The following is an 18,344-nucleotide window of genomic DNA, read 5'->3' on the forward strand; positions in this document are numbered from 1 at the left end:
TAACGACCTTATTTTGATTATATTTTTGAAAAGCTGAATATCCTGACCGGAAACTCAGCCGCCGATATGGCAATGAAAACCGGACGACTCCACTTCTTTTTTTAATAATTCCATTTTGGATCCAGCAATACTTTCCACGTCCCCCATCGGATAAATACGCCCAAGCAGACTATATTTATTTTCGCCAAAAGCGTGATACGGCAATAAATGCAAGGTATCGACATGGGACATCAGTCGCGCAAATTTCACGATATGACGTATTTCTTCCGTATTATCATTCACCCCCGGGATCACCGGTATACGCACTATGGTTTTTGTCATGAAAGAAATACGTAACAGATTTTCCAGGATCTGGCGGTTATCCATACCGGTATTGGCCTGATGCACTGCCGGGTTGATCGCCTTGATGTCAGTCAGCGCCAGATCGACATAAGGGAAAACGTCAGCAATTACCTCGGTTGTGGCGAAGCCGGTCGTTTCCATCGCCGTGTGCCAGCCCTTCTCCTTACAGGCTTTCAGCAATTCCCGGGCAAACGCAGGCTGCGCCAGGGGTTCTCCGCCGGAGAGCGTGATCCCGCCACCTGAACGCCGGTACAAATTTTCTTCTTTCTGCAATTCCCGCATCACTTCCGCCACCGTCATGCGTTTACCTTTCATTTCCAGTGCCTGAGTCGGGCAGACCTGGGTGCATTTACCACAATGAATACACCGTTCACGATCTATAAAAGAAGTATTATTAACGGATAATGCCTGTTGCCGGCAGACTTCAAGACATTTACCGCAACGAATACAATCACTCTTTTTAAATAATAATTCCGGTTGCGGATGTTGTGATTCCGGATTACTGCACCATTTGCAGGCCAGCGGACAGCCTTTAAAAAAAGGAATGGTGCGGATACCCGGTCCGTCATGCAGAGAATAGCGCTGAATATTAAATAATACGCCTTCCGTTTCGTAATCGACTTTATTCATAACTTTACCCGCCATCAGCGCCACAGGTTATTTAAAAAACGGGCCATGTGTTGTACATAGCCCGTGAAGGTAGCTAATCAGAATTGCTGTTCTGTGCGGCTGATAATGTCGTCCTGCACTTCTTTCGCCAGCACCACAAACTGCGCACTGTAACCGGCGACGCGTACCACCAGATCCTGATGTTGCTGCGGATTGTTCTGCGCTTCGATCAGGGTTTTGCGGTCGATGACATTGAACTGGACGTGCATCCCTTTCTTATCAAAGTAGTTACGTACCAGCCCGCTGAAATGGCGCAAACCCTGTTCTCCGGCCAGTGACGACGGCAGGAATTTCTGGTTGTAGAGCGTGCCGTTAGAGGCAATGAAGTGATCGAGTTTGGCCACTGAATTAGCTGCTGCGGTTGGCCCCTGGGTATCTTTACCCTGACGCGGTGAAACGCCGTCGGCCAATGGTTCTTTCGCCATGCGTCCGTCCGGCAGTGCTGCCACGTCTTTGCCGAACAAGACGTTAGCAGAAACCGGATAGATACCGGCCTGAAACTGACCGCCGCGCGGGTTGGTATATTTCTCGACTTCCTGGCAGTAAATCAGCGCACATTCACGGGCCACGAGATCCACTTCATCGATGTCGTTCCCGAAGCATGGGCTATTTTCAAGAATGTGTCGGATCTCTTCGAAACGTGAGTTGGTCCCTGCCGGAGCTGCGGAAGTGCCGCTGGCAAGCTGACGGTAAACTTCATTTTTGATCGCCGTCGGATCCAGTGAACCATGCTGTTCGATGATACGTTTCACCATCTCATGAATTTCCTGTTCTCCCAGCGATGACTTACCGTCTGCCGCGTGAGGTGCGCAGCCGACTGCATGACCAAAGTTAGCGTCGAGTGCGCTTTTCAGTTCAGTCAGTGTCAGTTTGCGGTCTTCAAAGACTTGTTTCCGGAGGGCATAAACGGAGTCCCCGGTGTCAGCGATACCAAAGGCCTGCGGGCCGGTAAAGTTGTAGATCGCGCCGCCTTCCTGTAACGACTTACCGCGACCGATACAGTCATCGACCAGCGCGGAAAGGAACGGCAACGGGCAACGCTCGCCATGGGCGATATCTACACTGTTACAGGCTTCCACCAGCTGATGCACGAAATGCACCATCTGTTTTTTGAAGGCGGTAAAGAAATCATCAATGCTAGTGTATCCGGTCATTTCGCCGGTCACCGGCCCTAACTGTTTGTTGCCAGCGCGGCCATTGTTGAGCGTGATTTCCAACACTTTTGCCACATTGAAGAATGCCGCATCGTGCCAGCCTTCGGTGCGGTGCGGCGACTGCGGCTCCACGCAGCCAATGATGCAATAATCACGGGCATCGTGCAGGGAGACACCACGGTTTTGCAGCGCCGGGATAATCACTTCATCGTTGTACATCGCCGGAACGCCCAGCCCCATGCGTACCAGTTCACAGGCGCGGAACAGGAATTCATCCGGCGTACCCTGCCAGACGCGAATAGAGAACGACGGTTGTGGCAGACGCACATGCGCCGTCGCTTCCATGCACATGTAAGTCAGCGGGTTGGTGGCATCACGGCCGTCTTCAGTCTGACCGCCGACGCACAGGTTCTGGAACACGGCGTATCCGGCAAACGCCTGGGCAGAAATTTCGTCGCGGGTCTTGTTGATATCGTTGAGCTTTATCCAGCAACAATCCACCAATTCCTGGGCAAACTCTTTCGAAATGGAGGTATCGGCAGCCAGATATGGGTACATATACTGGTCAAAACGCCCCGGCGATATAGAATGCCCGCTGGATTCAATCTGCAACATGCTTTGCAGGAACCAGAAGGTCTGGCACGCTTCCCAGAACGTAGTGGCACCGTTTTCCGGTACACGGCTACAGTTTTGCGCAATCTGCTCCAGTTCGCGTTTACGTACCGGATTGCTTTCCAGCTGTGCCAGACGCGTGGCTTCCTGCGCGTAACGGTGCGCAAAAGTGATAGCTGCCTGATAACTGATTATTACCGCGTTATAGAATTGTTCTTTTTTAATATATCCCGGTTCTGAACGATCCAGATTTTCCAGTTCGCAGCTCACCCGATTAATAATGCCGCGAAAACCGATTTTCAGTATTTTTCCGTAATCTACACTCACATGTCCGACGCCGCCGTAGAAATAGTTACCTACGGTAAATACGCCGCTGGCCATGCTTTCTTTGGTGCCTTCCGACATATAAGATGCGGCCAGCGAACTGGTGGTTTTACCCGGCCAGTATTTAAAAGCTTCGTGAAGTTCGTCAGCCGTTTTTTCCGGAATAATAAACGGATCGGCGACCCGGTGCTCCATAGTATTAAATTCTTTTTCCACCCAGTCATAAGAGAATTCAGGGCATATTTCGGTAGAGCGAGGATTAATGGTCACTGCACCGACAATCAGTTCGTCAGGGCGAATAGTGACCGGCAGTTCATTAAATATTTTTTCGACCACGCGTGCCCGGCGCATAATGGCAGGCAGTTGTTCATTTTCTTTATAAGCCTCCGTCGCTAATACGGCGCGCTCAGATTCTACATAGGGTTTAGCATGCAGGATCATATTTTTGAGTCTTACAACACGTTCGGTCGGATTAGAAAAGCCTTTCTCTAACATAGAATAACTCCCGAAATTAATTATTAAACCTTGCGGCAGTAATCGTTTTTATCAGCGTATAATCAGAAAGCCGTATTATTGTTGTCGTCTTGTATTATTCGCATGGCTTCATTCACGGCGGCGACTTCACCGAATATGGCCAGTGTTGTAATATGTTGCGGGCAACTGCCGAATATTTCCGAGACCACCACATTGGCACTTTTACTGGCGGCATCTGCATAGAAATAAAGATCCGGCACCGGTAACATAATCATGCCAATCGCATCGATACGGATAAGATCAAGCCGTGAACGAAATTCCCCGGGCATCCTGCGTTTTATCATTGCCACGATGTCCGGCGTGGGTGCGTTTATGATGCGTTTTTTCATCGCCGCGCCTTATCTGACGTTAAGGGCCTCGACCATCACGCAGCGACGGGCTCTGGCGAAAGAACGCGCCGACGTCAGCCCTTCTCCGGTCGGTCCGGCAATGGTAAACGTGGCATGCCCTTCGCCGCCAACACCCAGCCCGGCATAGGAAGGCCCATTTTTCACAAAAATCGTAGTCTGGATCTGACGTGCCATTTTGGTGAGCTTTTCGACATTGGTGGAATGCATGATGGCGGTATGGCGATTGCCATGCTCGACCTGCACCGCCAGTTCGATGGCTTCATCGACGTTATCGACCCGCACCACCGGCAACACCGGCATCATCAGTTCATGTACCACAAATGGATGATTTTTCGCCGTTTCCACCAGGATCACTTTGGTGTCTTCCGGCGCAATGATGCCCAGTTGCTGCAGGATATAGCGTGCATCTTTACCCACAAAGGCGGTGTCCGGGCCGGTACCTTTCTCGTTCAGTACCAGTGACTCCATCTGGCGAAGAAGCGCTTTGTCACACAGCAGATAACCGCCACTTTTCTTCATGCAATGGATCAGATAATCCGCGACCTGATTGACAACAATGACTTCTTTCTCCGCCACACATGGCAGATTGTTATCGAAACTGCATCCGCAGATGATGTCACGGGCGGCCTTTTCGATATCGGCGGTTTCATCGACGACCACAGGCGGATTCCCGGCTCCCGCGCCAATGGCTTTTTTGCCGGATGACATTACCGTTTTCACAATCGCCGGGCCGCCGGTGGCCACCAGCATGTTGATGCGCGGATCACTAATCAGGGTGCTGGTGTTGTCGATGGAAGGCTGCGTAACAGTCACCACCAGATTGGCCGGTGCGCCCAGGCTGGCGAGTTTGTGGTTAATCAGTTCCACGCAATAGAGGGAAACCTTGCGTGAGCGAGGATGCGGGCTGAACACCACGGAATTTCCCGCCGCCAGCATGCCGATACTGTTGTTGATAATGGTTTCTGTCGGATTGGTGGTCGGCGTGATTGAACCGATTACCCCGTAGGCAGAAAACTCCGTCAGGGTCAGCCCGCTGTCGCCGCTCAGCGCGCCGGTAATGAGGTCTTCCGGCCCCGGTGTTTTCTGCGCAGCAACACGATTTTTAGTCAGCTTATCGGCGTAATTCCCCATGCCGGTTTCTTCCACTGCCATACGCGAAATAGTCTGTAAGACCGGTTCCTGCAGGAAGACATCGCGGATACCCTGAACAAATGTCGCCCTCTCCTGCATCAGACAGTGGCGATACTGAACCTGCGCGAGCACCGCTGCGGCGATGGCTTCATCCATTGATGCAAATGCGCCATTACCCGGTTCGCAGGCCGGTGACGGGATCGTCGTGACCCGTTTCTGCGCCAGCGCTCTGGCAACAATGGCGTTGAGAGAGGCGCTGGCCGGTGCCGGAGGGCGTTCCGGCGCAGGCGGCGGCGCGGTCTCTGCAGCACTGTTTATTACCGCACTCTCCGGCGTCATTTTGGTAAACCTGCTCAGCACGCTGGAGACCGCCTGAGCAATTTCAATATCATTCATGCTGTTAATTCCTTACTGCACGTCACTTCGCAAGGTTAACCCTCAAATATAGGGTTTGGTGGTGGAACTGATCGGTGACGGATCCAGCGTGGCAAGCAGTTGCAGCCCCACTTCACGCGCGGCAATCACTGCCTGACGCACCGCACCGGAATCACCGGCAAAGGTGAAAATGACTTCGTTACTGAAGCTGGTGCCTTTTGACGGACTGGCGTAACCCACCGGTTCGATCACCGCCGATTTGGCCGCCACATCGGCAATCACTACGCCGATGGCCGCAGGCGAGGCACAGGTCATGCCAAAGGCTTTACCGACAGGTGCACCAAAAGCTTTATTCAGCGCAAAGCTGGCGCGGGCGGTGTACTGGAATTCAAGGTGTCCCGCCGGTGAACCGTACACATCGCCCATGGTGCGTTCAATTTCAGACAGCGCCACTTCAATGGCACGGCGGACATCAGACACATCAGATGCACCGAAAATAATTAAGCACCCATGTCCGCCGCCCCCTTGCGTATCACGCGCAAGTTCAACCGATAATATTTCACTGTTGGTGGCTTTCACCGCTTCGTCGGCCGCAAAAATATGCGGGCCCGCACCGGTTCTGGCGCCAAGAATACCAATAGAGCGATATTTCTTGTCGATATTCATGACGTCATGTAATTGATTATCGACATTGGCAATAACCAGACCAATAGTATGTCCGAGAGCGGTTCCGACGAATTCCGTTAAACCACAGCCCGCAATACTGGCGGCTTTTTTATCTCCGGCATTTTCACTGGTCTGCTGATTCACTGCTTCAGATATAATCCGCTCAACAAGATTATCTCTCATGGTCAGTATCCTCTGAGGTTATTAACCAACGGCTTTTGGCAGGATTTTTTCCACTTCGATATGCGGACGCGGAATAACATGCACAGAGACCAGTTCGCCCACTTTGAGTGCTGCCGCAGAACCGGCATCAGTCGCCGCTTTAACCGCGCCAACATCGCCGCGCACCATTACCGTAACCAGCCCTGAACCTATTTTTTCATAACCGACCAACGTGACATTGGCAGATTTCACCATGGTATCTGCCGCTTCAATTGCAGAAACCAGACCTTTTGTTTCAACCATACCTAATGCTTCTTGTTGCATAAAAACCTCGAATAATGAGTGGGGACGTTAATTAACGCAGGCGTTATTAATACAGACCGCCAGCCCGCGTATGTTTATCCTGCCGGCAAATTCTTCACGCAGGATGATAATAAAGATTTCATGACCAAATGTTTTGCCCGCCAGCCGGACTTTCTTGTTATTTCTTCAGGGAGCCGGACAAGAAAATCTCTCTGTTTTCTTATTTATTCATTCACTGTCTGTGCGTGACAAATTGCCAGCGCATCCAGCGCAATCATTTTTTCTTCATCAGTCGGGATCACCGCCACATAAGGAGAGTTTTGTGGCGATATCACACCGGCCCTTCCGCCGCAGGTTTGCTGGTTTTTATGTGAGTCCAGCTTCAGCCCCAATACGCCAAGGCGTTCGAGCGTCAGTTCCCTGATCAGCGCCGAATTCTCACCAATCCCGCCGGTAAAGATCAGAGCATCAAGACGTTTCAGGGATGTCAGATGCGCACCCAGATGGCGTGCCAGCCGGTGAACCATCACATCAATCGCCAGTGTCGCCCGCTTGTCGCCCTGGCTGCGCGCATCCTGTAACGTGCGGCAATCGCTGGAAAGACCGGATATCCCAAGCAGGCCGGACTGGTTATTCACCATTTTGTACAGCGCGTCGATACTCTGGCCGGTACTGGCCGCGATATGCGCCGCCGCACCAAAATCCAGATCGCCGCAGCGCGTACCCATCACCAGCCCTTCAAGCGGCGTCATGCCCATCGAGGTATCCACGCTGCGTCCGTTCTGCACCGCACATACCGAAGAACCGTTGCCGAGATGGGCAATCAAAATGCCGTGATCTTCAGGGTCAAGCTCCAGCATGCTCAGCGCTTCGCCCGCAATATAACGGTGAGAGGTGCCGTGAAAACCGTAACGCCGCACCTGATAACGCCGCTGATATTCCAGCGGGATCGCATAAGTGTACGCCGCCGCAGGCAGCGTCTGATGAAACGCCGTGTCGAACACCGCGACCTGTGGCACCAGGGGCAACAGCGCAATGGCCGCTTCGATGCCGGTCAGATTAGCCGGGTTATGCAGCGGTGCCAGCGCCGACAGTGTGCGGATTTTTTCAATCACTTCAGACGTCAGGCGTACCGAATGTTTGAATTCGTTGCCGCCGTGGGCGACACGGTGTCCGATGGCCCGCACCACTGGCAGCCACCGACGTTCAGTCAGTTCCCTGAACAGCACTTTCAGTGCGCAAACATGGCTGGCTTCACTCAGCGCGACGCGGGTTTTCTGCCCGTGGCAGTCTTTCAACGTCATGCTGGCATTATCCAGCCCCAGCCTTTCTGCCAGTCCGGAGAGAACCGGCGTGCCCGTCTCAGACGCGATCAACGAAAACTTCAGCGAGGATGACCCGCAATTGATAACCAAAACCAGTGAACCGAAGGACATATTGACCCCTGTTAATCATTTTCAGTTATGAGTGCGAAACGGGCTGTGCTGAAACGGCGCAATGTATTGCGTGCAATCGTCAGATCCTGTTCCACCGTGCCACCACTGATGCCAATCCCGCCAAGTAACACGCCCTGTGACCAGCACGGTAAACCGCCGCCAATGCAGCAAATACCGCTCTGATGCTGCAACCCGTAAAGCGCTGCGCCCGGTTGGATCAGCGCGGCGAGTTGGTGAGTGGACATTTTCAGCACCACGGCTGTCAGCGCTTTTTCGGGCGCAAGGCGGTGGCTTACCAGCAATGCATTCTCCATGCTGAAAAAATACCGCTGATGCCCGCTGGCGTCGGCCAGGCTGAACACCACCGGCACACCAATGGCCTGCGCTTCTTCTTGCGCAAACCGGGCCAGCAACGCACAGTCGTCAAGGGTCAGCGCATGCCGTTGTCCGGCTTGCTGTCGGGAAATGGCCGCGCTTATCCAGCTGTCCAATTGTTCAGACATAGGGGTTCCTCAGGAGAGATCCTGTGGATCGACAATGCCGACCACGGCTGCATCAATCACAGAATGCGCTTTGCTGTTGCTCATACGCGCTGAACTGCCGGTGGAAATAATGACGATTTCGCCATTTCCCGCACCGACGAAATCCACCGCCACCTGAGCACTACCGGTGGGCTGATAATGCTCATCAAGCCGGGCAACCATCAGTAATTTGGCCCCGTTTAACGAGATGTGTTTGGTGGTGGAGACCAGCGCACCGGTCACTTTTGCCAGATACATAACTCCTCCCCTTTCACCGGATCACGGTGATGTTCTGTCGGCGAATTTCATCCTGCGCAGCAGGCGTAATCAGCGTGTTGCGGCCAATGCGTAAAACGTCTGTCACGCGGTGAAGACGGATATCGTTCAGCGTGATCAGCCGTTTTTGACAGACGCTTTCTCCGCTGCCCGTTACCGCGATGCCGTATTGCCTGAGGGTGTCGATGTATTGCTCCAGCCTCACCTGCAACGGCAGCGCAAAGCCACTGTCACCGAGATGCATAAGTTCAGGGTTCAGGGTGACTATCACCGGCGTCTTAGTGCTCAGTGCATGGAAAACCTGCACAGTCGCGAGATTGTCGCGGATACCCAGCGCAATTTTGCTCAGGCTGTTGGTGGAAAGTGCGGGTAAATACAGACTGTCGACAACCTCAGCGGTCAGCGGAGCAAAATCATCAGCGAGGTATAACGGATCGATGTCAGGCAGTAATGCTGCTTTCAGGCCGGACTGGCTCGCACTATGTGAAAACGCCACACGTAACGCATAACCCGCATTGTCCAGTGCCCGCAGGCTTTGCAGCGTCATCGGCAATGTCGTCAGATCGTCCCCGCTGATCAGCACACGCACGGTTTTGCCTCCGGCCTTCAACGCAGCACGCTTGCGCACCAGTAAACCGGCAATTGACCGGTCGATCAGGCGAGATAAACGCTGGCGTTCTCCAGGAGTCACAGGTGAGATCCCCGGCCAGACCGGAATACCAGATCGCCGTTGCGCAGCCCCAGGCCATTGGCTTCCTCCACATCAATATGCAATTCCAGCACCGCACCGGCGCTGATCCGCACCAGCACGTGGCTGAGAATGCCCGCACGTTGCCCCTGTGCCTCTAAATCAATTTCCATACCCTCGCGCAGGCCGTAGCGTGCCGCTTCCTGTGGCGAAATATGAATATGACGCCAGGCGACAATTGTTCCCTGTGATTTACTGACGCGCCCTTTCGGCCCGACAAGTTCAATACCCGGTGAGTTTTCCAGGTCACCGGACATTCTGACCGGGGCCTTCACCCCGAGCACAAAACCATCGGCTACCGAAATCTCGATCTGCGTGGTGCTGCGCAGCGGTCCGAGCACCCGGACATTCGCGATTTCGCCTTTCGGGGTGCGGAGTGTCACGGTTTCTTCAGCAGCAAACTGACCGGGTTGCCTGACTTTTTTCAGGCATGTCAGCGTCGAGCCGTAACCGAAAAGAACATCCATATCTTCACGGCACAGATGCACGTGACGGTTAGAAATCCCAACCGGCACGGTAAACTGCGGTGCAGGGTATTCGCCGGTTTCAGCGATACAGGAAAGCAACTGGTCTATATCCCGCCTGCAAGGCGTGTAAGGGTTGGAGGCAGTGCAACCATCCGCTAACGCGGTTTCTGTCAGGGACAGACGCATTGTTTCAAATACGGCTAAATCCGTGCCGAGCTCTCTTAACGTGCGGGGAATACCAAACTGCAGATTGAGCTGACGGATTTTCTCCACCAGTTGGGAAATCATCTGTTGCGGTTCAGCGGGGGCAATACCCGGAATCATCCTGGCACACTGGCAGTAACGGGCAGTGGTTTCGGGTGAGGCGTGCGCGGCGTTAAATTCAATGACTAACGGCAACAGCATGGCGTTAATTTTACCGTGCGCAATATGCAACATGCCGCCGACAGCATGCGCCATACCATGCACCAGCCCCAGTCCCGCCGAGTTAAATGCCATGCCCGCCATACAGGAGGCATTATGCATATGCGTACGCGCTGCGACGTTTTTTTCATCAGCATAAATCTGCGGCAGAGACTGCCACGTGATGGCAATGGCTTTTTCGGCCAGGGCGTCGCTGAAATCATTGGCACCCGTTGAAACCAGCGCCTCGATGGCATGCGTCAGCACGTCCATTCCGGTATCAACGGCGATATGCCGCGGTAGACTCAGCACCAGTTCCGAGTCGAGAATAGCGGTATCCGGCACCAGCGCCTGCGAAACCAGCGGAAATTTCCGGCCATTCTGCGGGTCGGAAATGATCGCGTAAGAAGTCACCTCGGACCCGGAACCGCTGGTGGTAGGAATGGCAATCAGCTCAATGCTCTTTGACTGACCGCCAGTCTGCTGATAATGGTCCTCCAGCGTGACCCTGATTCCTTTGGCGGCATCAAGGGATGATCCCCCGCCCAGTGCAATAATCACATCCGGCCTGAAGGCTTTAAACTGCGCCGCCCCCTCCAGCAAAATATCCGTACCCGGATCCGGTCTGACCTTGCCGTATATCGATACCGTTGCCTGCGGCATCTGGTCAGTCACATAAGCCGTTCTGCCCGAAGTCAGCATAAATTCATCCGTGACGATCGCGACTTTTTTGTTATTCAGGCGGCTTAACACGTTGACTGACCCGTTGCCAAAATATACCCGCGGGCTGGAGAAAAATTCACTTGCCATTATTTCAGCACCCTTACTCAGATTAGCGGCATACGAAATGCAGCGTAAAAAAGATGCCGTTAACCTAGCATTCACTGCCTGAAAGGGGATTGCGCACGGTTGTGCAGGTGAAGGACTTTTTTGCTCTGTTGTTTTCAGGGCAGGCAAGAAAATGCAAGGTGGAAAATTTTTCCCGGAGAAAATCGCAAAAACTTTTGCATTAAATTGACACATTTTGTTATGTTATCACATATCAAAACACGCAAAACGGTGTACAGGCTTAGCGAATGACACGCAACAGGACGCAAAACACTGAACCGGTGCTCGCCGTGGAAGGATTGACAATGCGGCTTGCCGGTGAAACACGCATCAGCGGGCTGAGTTTCAGCATCGGTGCCGGCGAGCGCGTTTGCCTGCTGGGCGCTTCCGGCTCCGGTAAATCGCTGACTGCCAGAGCGGTCACCGGCACGCCGCCTGCGGGTGCAATACTCAGCGGCAGCATTCGGGTGAATGGCGTCGAGGCGTGCGGAATACATCCGGTGTCACGCTGTATGACCAGCCGCGTCGCTACCGTTTTTCAGGATTCCTCTACCGCGCTGAACCCGCTGATGACACTCGGGAAACAGTTGCGTCTCGCCCTGCCCGCTGCCAGCGAGGACCAACTCCGCGCGATGCTGGATGCCGTAGGGCTGGGCGATATTGCGCAATTTTACACCCGCTATCCGGCAGAACTTTCCGGCGGCCAGCGCCAGCGTTTGTGTCTGGCGCTGGCCATGCAATCCACGTCTTCGCTGCTGGTAGCGGACGAGCCGACCACCGCGCTCGACGTGCTGACCCAGCAGCAGGTCTTACAGGCTATGCGTAACGCCTGCGCCAGCCCGCCATCGCCCCGTGCGCTGTTGTTTATCACCCATGATATTGCCGTCGCCGCGCAGTTATGCGAACGCGCACTGGTGATGGAAAACGGCGTACTGGTGGAATCTGCCGGTATGGCGCAGTTGCTCAGCCATCCGCAACATCCTTATTCCCAAAAACTGGTTCACGCCGCAAGACAGGCCGCCGTGTTGCATCAGAATACCGGGTCACGGTACGGGGTTGCCGTCTGATGGAACCTTCACTGCCTCGGGTCACCGGACCGTTTCTGCATCTGCAAAATATCAGCCGCCATCTCACCCTGCCGGGTTCTTTCTGGCGCACGCAGCGCACTGCCCTTTTTGAGGATCTGTCGCTGCGTATCGGCCGCCATGAAACCCTCGGGCTGGTCGGCGCGTCAGGCTGCGGAAAATCCTCCCTGCTGAGGATCCTGCTGGCACTCGAAGCGCCCGACAGCGGCGATGTGTATTGCGCCGGGGTCAGGATCCGTCCCGGTTCTGCGCGTTCTCTGCGCGAATACCGGCAGCGTGTACAGTATATTCCACAGGACCCGGCCAGTTCGCTGCCGCCGGTTCAGACCCTTTATCAGATTATTGCCGAGCCGCTGAAACGCCTCGGGTTTAGCGGTGATATTCGCCTGCGCGTGAGCGAGGTGATGGCGCAGGTTCACCTGAGCGAAGGGTTAATGTCGCGTACGGCAGGTGAACTCTCAGGCGGACAGGCGCAGCGGCTGGCGATCGCCCGCGCGCTGGCGATAGGCCCGCAATTTCTGGTCGCCGACGAACCGGTCAGCGGGCTGGATATGCCGCTGCGCAGGCAGGTCAAACAGTTATTGCATCAGGTGACCCGGCAAAATGGCATGGGCCTGCTGATGGTCACGCACGATATTTCGATGGTCGCCGGGCTATGTGACCGTTTGCTGGTGATGCACGGCGGCAAAATTGTAGAAGACCGTGCCACACAGGATGTTTTGCACACCCCGGCCCATACGCATACCCGGCAACTGCTACAGGCCATTCCTCATTTACCTTTAACTGTTAACGGATAACCGGATGCTGACCCGATCCATTGCGCGCACTTCCGCGCCCAAACCGCCGCTGCTGCTCGCCAGCAGTCTGGTATTTAACATTGGCTTTTATGCCGTGGTGCCGTTCCTGGCGATTTTTCTGCGCGATGATTTATTGCTTTCCGGCTGGGCGATCGGGCTGGTGCTGGGCCTGCGGACATTCTCGCAGCAAGGGATGTTTTTGCTTGGCGGCGCACTGTCTGACCGCTACGGCGCACGGGTGATCATTCTCTTGGGCTGTGTGGTCCGTATCGCCGGTTTTCTGCTGCTCGGGCTTTCCGACACGCTGGCACCGGTTATTCTCGGCGCCTGCCTGACCGGCATCGGCGGCGCACTGTTTTCTCCTTCGATTGAAGCCCTGCTGGCGCAGGCCGGAACGCACAGCGAAAAAGCCGGAAAACGCAGCCGGGCTGAATGGTTTGCGCTGTCCGCCGTGTGCGCTGAACTGGGCGCGGTGCTGGGGCCATTACTCGGATCGCTGCTGTCCGGTTATGGTTTTCAGCCGGTGGCGCTGGCCGGTTCTGGCCTGTTTCTGATTGCATTGCTGGTGTTGTTTTTCACCCTGCCCGCCACGCCAAAACGCGCCGCTGAACTGAAAATTGCGCCCTGGTGGCAGACCTTCCGTCAGCCGCGTTTTGTGGCCTTTATCATTGCCTACAGCGCTTACCTCTTCAGCTACAACCAGTTATATCTGGCGCTGCCGGTGGAATTGCGCCGTTCAGGTGGCAGCGAACAAGATCTCGGGCCGCTGTTCGTACTGGCTTCGGTTCTGGTGATCGTTCTGCAAATGCCGCTGGCGCGATTTTCCCGCCGGATGGGTGCCGCTCGGATTTTACCTGCCGGCTTCGGATTGTTGTCATCCGCGTTTATCGCCGTGGCGCTGTTCGCCTGGACGGTTCCGCCGGAAGGCTGGTTGCGGCTGCTGCCTTCCGTATTGCTGATTACTCTGCTGACTGTCGGACAGATGCTGATTGTGCCGGTCGGCATGGATCTCATTCCGCGCTTTGCCGGGCAACATAATCTCGGCGCGCATTACGGTGCGCTGTCGTCAATGGGCGGCATTGCGGTGCTGACGGGGAATTTCCTGCTCGGCGGCCTGCTCGATAACGCCCTGACGCCCTCTCCGGGCGCAGTGATCCCGTGGCTGGCACTGGCCGCCGTTCCCTTTTTAAGCGCGCTGGCGATGTGGCGAATCTGCCGCCAGTTGCCTCCTCCTGCAATCTGACAAGGAATTTGTGATGTCTCTGAAACATGTAAGCCCGCTGGCCGGGCTGCTTTCTGCTGCGCTTTTACTGACCGGATGCTTCAGTGAAACCGATAAAAACCCCGGCAAAACTGCGGATCAGCGCCTGCGGCTGGTGATGTTACAACCGCCGCGTTCCGGCCTGACGCCGCTCAGCGACGATGCGTTTAAACTTTCGCGCTGGAGTACGACAGAGACGCTGGTGACGCTCGATAAACTCGGCGAAGCGCAACCGGCGCTGGCGACAAAATGGCAGCAAACCGGTAATAACAGCTGGCGTTTCGAGCTGCGCCATGGCGTCAGATTCCACGACGGCAGCCTGCTTGATGCCGCCACCGTGGTAAATGCCCTGACCGTCGCCGCTCATGCCGCGCCGAAACCACGCATTCTGGATGGCGTGCAACTGACCGCCGTAGCGGACGGCGAACAGGCTGTTAGGGTGACCACCGCACAGCCGGATCCGTTGCTGCCACAGCGGCTCTCCAGCCCGCAGCTGGCTATCCTTTCGCAAAAAGCCTACCGCCCCGGCGGCGTGGTGGATCCGCGCCATGCCGGTTCCGGCCCGTTTGAACTGATGCAGGTGAACGGCACCAGCAACGCCCGGCTGGAACGCTTCGGCGGTTACTGGGGCGAAAAGGCCAAAGCCAGCGGCATTGATGTCAGTTTCGTGCCGGACGGCACCGCACGCGGCGCGGCGTTACGCACCGGCGCGGCAGATATTGTCGAGGCCATTCCGGTGTCTCAGGCCCCGTTGCTGGATCAGACGCTCATCCATGAAGTGCCAATGCCGCGCACTAACACGCTGTATCTCAATACGCGGCTTGGAGTGATGCGGGATCCCGCGCTGCGTGCTGCCGTTCGCGACGCCATTAACCGCCAGCAACTGGTGGATAACGTCTACGAAAAACGCGCCGATGTGGCACAGGGGCTGCTCGGCCCGGCATTACCGTGGGCCGCACCACTGCGCCAGCCCGTAAGCCCTCCGGTGGCCGCCCGTAAACCGGCTGGTGAAACCATCACCTTAGCAACCTTCAGTGACCGTGCCGAACTGCCGGAGGTGGCAGTGTATCTGGCACAGCAACTGACGGCAGCCGGTTTTAGCGTGAAACAGGTGGTGCGCGAATATTCACAAATCGAATCTGATGCGCTGACGGGCAAGTTCGATGCGTTTATTTTATCCCGTGCCACTGTGCTGGATTCCGGTGACCCGGTGGCGTACATGTACAGTGATTTTGCCTGCAAAGGCTCGTTTAACATTGCGCAGCTTTGCCGTCCTGATATCGATCAGGCCCTGCAAAAGGCTTCCGTTATTCCGGCAGGTGCTCAACGCCGTCAGGCGATCATGCAGGCTGAAAATCTGATCCTCGCCACGGATGCCGCCATTCCGATGTTGCATGAGCGGGTGATTCAGGGCGAATCGGCAGACATCCGTGACGCGGTGCGCGACCCGCGTGAACGCACGTTAATCAATGCCGCGACACAGCGCGTGGTGCAGGCCGACTGATGAGTGAATCTCTGTATTGCCGCACCTGCGCGGGCGTCAGTCGTCTGCGTATGAGTCAGACCCGTGGCGCAGGGGTGCCGCTGATTTCTCGCTGGCTGACGCTGGCCACCATCGTGGTGTTGACCGGCCTGCTGCCGTGGTTGTCGGGCAGTGATCCGGCGCTGTCATTGCTGCGCGCACGCTCCGGCGAACAGGAAGCCACGCCGGAAGCGCTCAACGCGATCCGCCTGTCGCTCGGGCTGGATCATGGGCCAGTGTACGCACTCACGCACTGGCTTGGCGGATTACTGAGCGGTGATGCGGGCGTTTCCTGGGTGTCTGGTCTGCCAGTGTTACCGGGCCTGCTGCAGGCAACAGGTGTTTCACTTACGCTGATGGCAGCTTCCGCCGGCGTGGCGTTTCTGATTGCGCTGCTGTTATGCGCAGGGACACTGATTGGTGGTTTACAGGGCAGAGTGCCCCGGCCCGCGGGTTTTCTGGCGGCGCTGCTAACGGCGCTACCTGAATTTTTACTGGCGTCGGTGCTGCTGATCACCGGCGCTGTCTGGTTGAAACTGTTCCCGCCTTACGGGTGGACCGGCTGGCATAACGCGGTGCTGCCTTCGCTGGCGCTGGGCATTCCGGCGGGCGGTTATCTCGGGCGACTGTATTCCGATGCCCTCAGCAGTACCTTTAATGAAAACTGGCTGACCACCTGGAGTGTACTGGGAATTTCACGCCGCCATACCGCACTGGCCATTATCCGGCGCACATTGCCCGGCGTGATACCTTTAACCGGACTGGTGCTGGTATCGCTGACCGGCGGCGCAATCGCGGTGGAAAAAGTCTTTGCGATACCGGGCATCGGGCGCGCTACCCTGGGCGCGGCGGCAGCCGGCGATTTACCGGTGTTACAGACCGGCGTGCTGACCCTGCTGTTGCTGGCTTGCGTGATCGGCATGCTGACGGGCGGCATCCGGCGGATATTACTGGGCCGCGCGTTGTCATTGGCCGCAGTACCCGTTCCGCAACCGGTAACCCTGCCTGAAAAACAGCGGGGATGGTTACCATTGCTTTGTCTGAGCGTTTTAGTGGTTATGGTTCTCGCCGGTTTGCCGCGCGATCCGCTGACATCAGCGTATCTGCGCCTGCAATCGCCCTCTCTCGTTTTACCCTTTGGCGCTGATGCTATGGGTCGTGACCTTCTCGCACGTGTGGCACATGGCACAGTCAATACCTGTTTGCAGGCGCTGATGGTTTCACTGATTTGTCTGTTCGCAGGCGTGATTGCCGGCGCTTTCCCCCGTGCGATGACCGGCCCGATTGAAATCACTAACGCGCTGCCACCGGTCATTGCCGGTCTGGTGATCGCCGCCATCAATGGTCCGACCGCCACCGGCGCGGCAATTGCCGTCACCGCCGTCAGTTGGGCACCGCTGGCGGCACATACTGCCGCGCTGGTGGCCGAAATCCGCGCAAGGCCATATATGCAGATGCTTGAGGTCATTGGCGTAGGCGCACTGCGCCGTAATGTATTTTATGTGTTTCCTGCGCTGGCCGGTCCGCTGTTACGTCACGCCCTGCTGCGTTTACCGGGCATCGCGCTGGCGCTGGCATCCTTAGGTTTTCTCGGGCTTGGTGCCCCCCCGCCCGCGCCGGAATGGGGACGCGTGCTGGCCGAGGGTATGCCTTACATCGAGCGGGCGGTGTGGAGCGTACTCGCTCCGGCCGGGGCACTGGCGCTGTTGTCTGTAATGATGGTGACAATGAGTAATTTACGTTGGAAAAACCGCGCTCAGCAGCCAGGAGCGCGGCATTAATAACTTTTCGACTGAGCTATCCAATATTGAATTTTCAGTTCAGGAGAGCATGGAATAAGCTCAGCAGGAATATCGGGTTTCTGTAAAAAGTCTCTGATAAAAGTTTTGTCACTTCAGGAAGACAATTATTGCGGATTGCTTCTATGTGTATCCCACCTCATTACGTGCGGCATTTTTCCGGAAAAATTTACAAATTAACAGTAAAATAAATAACCTCAGCTTATATGAATAAACTTATTAGAAACATCTAAAAAATATATATTATTAACTTTATAACATACCCCGGAAGACATTATTTTAAAGCGTTAATCATATATCACTTTTATCGTGGATGTTTTTGAGTAGAATGGCGCAGGCTTTAAATTTGACTTAAGTAACATTTGTTTTTTATTCATTCCGATAATGATTTAACACAATGGATTAGTTTAATAACCCATGAACAGGGTTTCGGTGAAGCAGCTGCGTTGTGCCAAAAGGACTTAAACGATGAGCATTCAGGAATACATTCTTGCTGGCAGTAAATTACCGGTCCACAACCATTACCAGTTAAGACTTAAACGGCTGGAATCCCGGCAGCCCGGCGTTGATATTTCGGTGC

16 protein-coding genes are annotated in these 18,344 nt (G+C 55.2%); 5 read left to right on the forward strand and 11 right to left on the reverse strand.

Annotated elements, in window-relative coordinates; all coding sequences use genetic code 11:
• Positions 1-54: 54 nt before the first annotated feature.
• The 11 genes from ACOZIO_RS13955 to pduL form a co-directional block, all read right to left on the reverse strand.
• Positions 55-972 (reverse strand): glycyl-radical enzyme activating protein, encoded by a 918-nt coding sequence (locus ACOZIO_RS13955; protein ID WP_421595408.1) that lies wholly within the window; start codon positions 970-972, stop codon positions 55-57.
• Positions 973-1,049: 77 nt separating this feature from the next.
• Entirely contained in the window at positions 1,050-3,596 is a 2,547-nt protein-coding gene (gene grpM, locus ACOZIO_RS13960) for a glycyl radical diol dehydratase GrpM (RefSeq protein WP_421595409.1), read from the reverse strand.
• 62 nt (positions 3,597-3,658) lie between these two features.
• Positions 3,659-3,964, reverse strand: a complete 306-nt coding sequence (locus ACOZIO_RS13965; RefSeq protein ID WP_421595410.1) for a BMC domain-containing protein — start codon at positions 3,962-3,964, stop codon at positions 3,659-3,661.
• 9 nt (positions 3,965-3,973) lie between these two features.
• Positions 3,974-5,512, reverse strand: coding sequence for an aldehyde dehydrogenase family protein (locus tag ACOZIO_RS13970; protein WP_129953715.1), 1,539 nt, complete (start codon positions 5,510-5,512; stop codon positions 3,974-3,976).
• A 42-nt stretch (positions 5,513-5,554) separates the two neighbouring features.
• Entirely contained in the window at positions 5,555-6,340 is a 786-nt protein-coding gene (gene pduB / locus ACOZIO_RS13975) for a propanediol utilization microcompartment protein PduB (RefSeq protein ID WP_421595411.1), read from the reverse strand.
• A gap of 21 nt (positions 6,341-6,361) precedes the next feature.
• Complete coding sequence (gene grpH, locus ACOZIO_RS13980) at positions 6,362-6,643, reverse strand: propanediol utilization system shell hexameric protein GrpH (RefSeq protein WP_095925478.1); 282 nt, start codon at positions 6,641-6,643, stop codon at positions 6,362-6,364.
• Positions 6,644-6,846: 203 nt separating this feature from the next.
• Entirely contained in the window at positions 6,847-8,058 is a 1,212-nt protein-coding gene (gene tdcD, locus ACOZIO_RS13985) for a propionate kinase (protein ID WP_421595412.1), read from the reverse strand.
• 11 nt (positions 8,059-8,069) lie between these two features.
• The gene (locus tag ACOZIO_RS13990; protein WP_129953718.1) at positions 8,070-8,561 is read right to left on the reverse strand and encodes a GlcG/HbpS family heme-binding protein; all 492 of its coding nucleotides are present in this window, start codon (positions 8,559-8,561) and stop codon (positions 8,070-8,072) included.
• A 9-nt stretch (positions 8,562-8,570) separates the two neighbouring features.
• On the reverse strand, positions 8,571-8,837 hold the full coding sequence (locus ACOZIO_RS13995; protein WP_129953719.1) for a EutN/CcmL family microcompartment protein: 267 nt from the start codon (positions 8,835-8,837) through the stop codon (positions 8,571-8,573).
• A gap of 13 nt (positions 8,838-8,850) precedes the next feature.
• On the reverse strand, positions 8,851-9,546 hold the full coding sequence (locus tag ACOZIO_RS14000) for a flavoprotein (RefSeq protein WP_331252984.1): 696 nt from the start codon (positions 9,544-9,546) through the stop codon (positions 8,851-8,853).
• Positions 9,543-11,282, reverse strand: coding sequence for a phosphate propanoyltransferase (pduL, locus tag ACOZIO_RS14005; protein WP_421595413.1), 1,740 nt, complete (start codon positions 11,280-11,282; stop codon positions 9,543-9,545). The genes ACOZIO_RS14000 and pduL overlap by 4 nt, the downstream gene beginning before the upstream one ends.
• 266 nt (positions 11,283-11,548) lie before the next feature.
• Between pduL and ACOZIO_RS14010 the strand changes: the two genes are divergently transcribed.
• Genes ACOZIO_RS14010 through ACOZIO_RS14030 form a run of 5 tightly spaced genes read left to right on the forward strand, consistent with a single transcriptional unit; the run spans position 11,549 to position 17,746 of the window.
• Entirely contained in the window at positions 11,549-12,367 is an 819-nt protein-coding gene (locus ACOZIO_RS14010; RefSeq protein ID WP_421595414.1) for an ATP-binding cassette domain-containing protein, read from the forward strand.
• Positions 12,367-13,182: an ABC transporter ATP-binding protein gene (locus ACOZIO_RS14015; RefSeq protein ID WP_129990921.1), complete on the forward strand. Its 816-nt coding sequence runs from the start codon at positions 12,367-12,369 to the stop codon at positions 13,180-13,182. The genes ACOZIO_RS14010 and ACOZIO_RS14015 overlap by 1 nt, the downstream gene beginning before the upstream one ends.
• A 4-nt stretch (positions 13,183-13,186) precedes the next feature.
• Positions 13,187-14,425 carry an MDR family MFS transporter gene (locus ACOZIO_RS14020; RefSeq protein ID WP_129990920.1) on the forward strand — a complete coding sequence of 413 codons (1,239 nt, stop codon included), beginning with the start codon at positions 13,187-13,189 and terminating at the stop codon, positions 14,423-14,425.
• A gap of 13 nt (positions 14,426-14,438) precedes the next feature.
• Positions 14,439-15,947, forward strand: coding sequence for an ABC transporter substrate-binding protein (locus ACOZIO_RS14025; RefSeq protein ID WP_421595415.1), 1,509 nt, complete (start codon positions 14,439-14,441; stop codon positions 15,945-15,947).
• Positions 15,947-17,746: an ABC transporter permease subunit gene (locus tag ACOZIO_RS14030; protein WP_421595416.1), complete on the forward strand. Its 1,800-nt coding sequence runs from the start codon at positions 15,947-15,949 to the stop codon at positions 17,744-17,746. Before ACOZIO_RS14025 ends, ACOZIO_RS14030 begins: the two co-directional genes overlap by 1 nt.
• Positions 17,747-18,344: the final 598 nt, after the last annotated feature.

Source organism: Rahnella sp. PD4, assembly GCF_049199325.1.
Lineage (GTDB): Bacteria > Pseudomonadota > Gammaproteobacteria > Enterobacterales > Enterobacteriaceae > Rahnella > Rahnella perminowiae.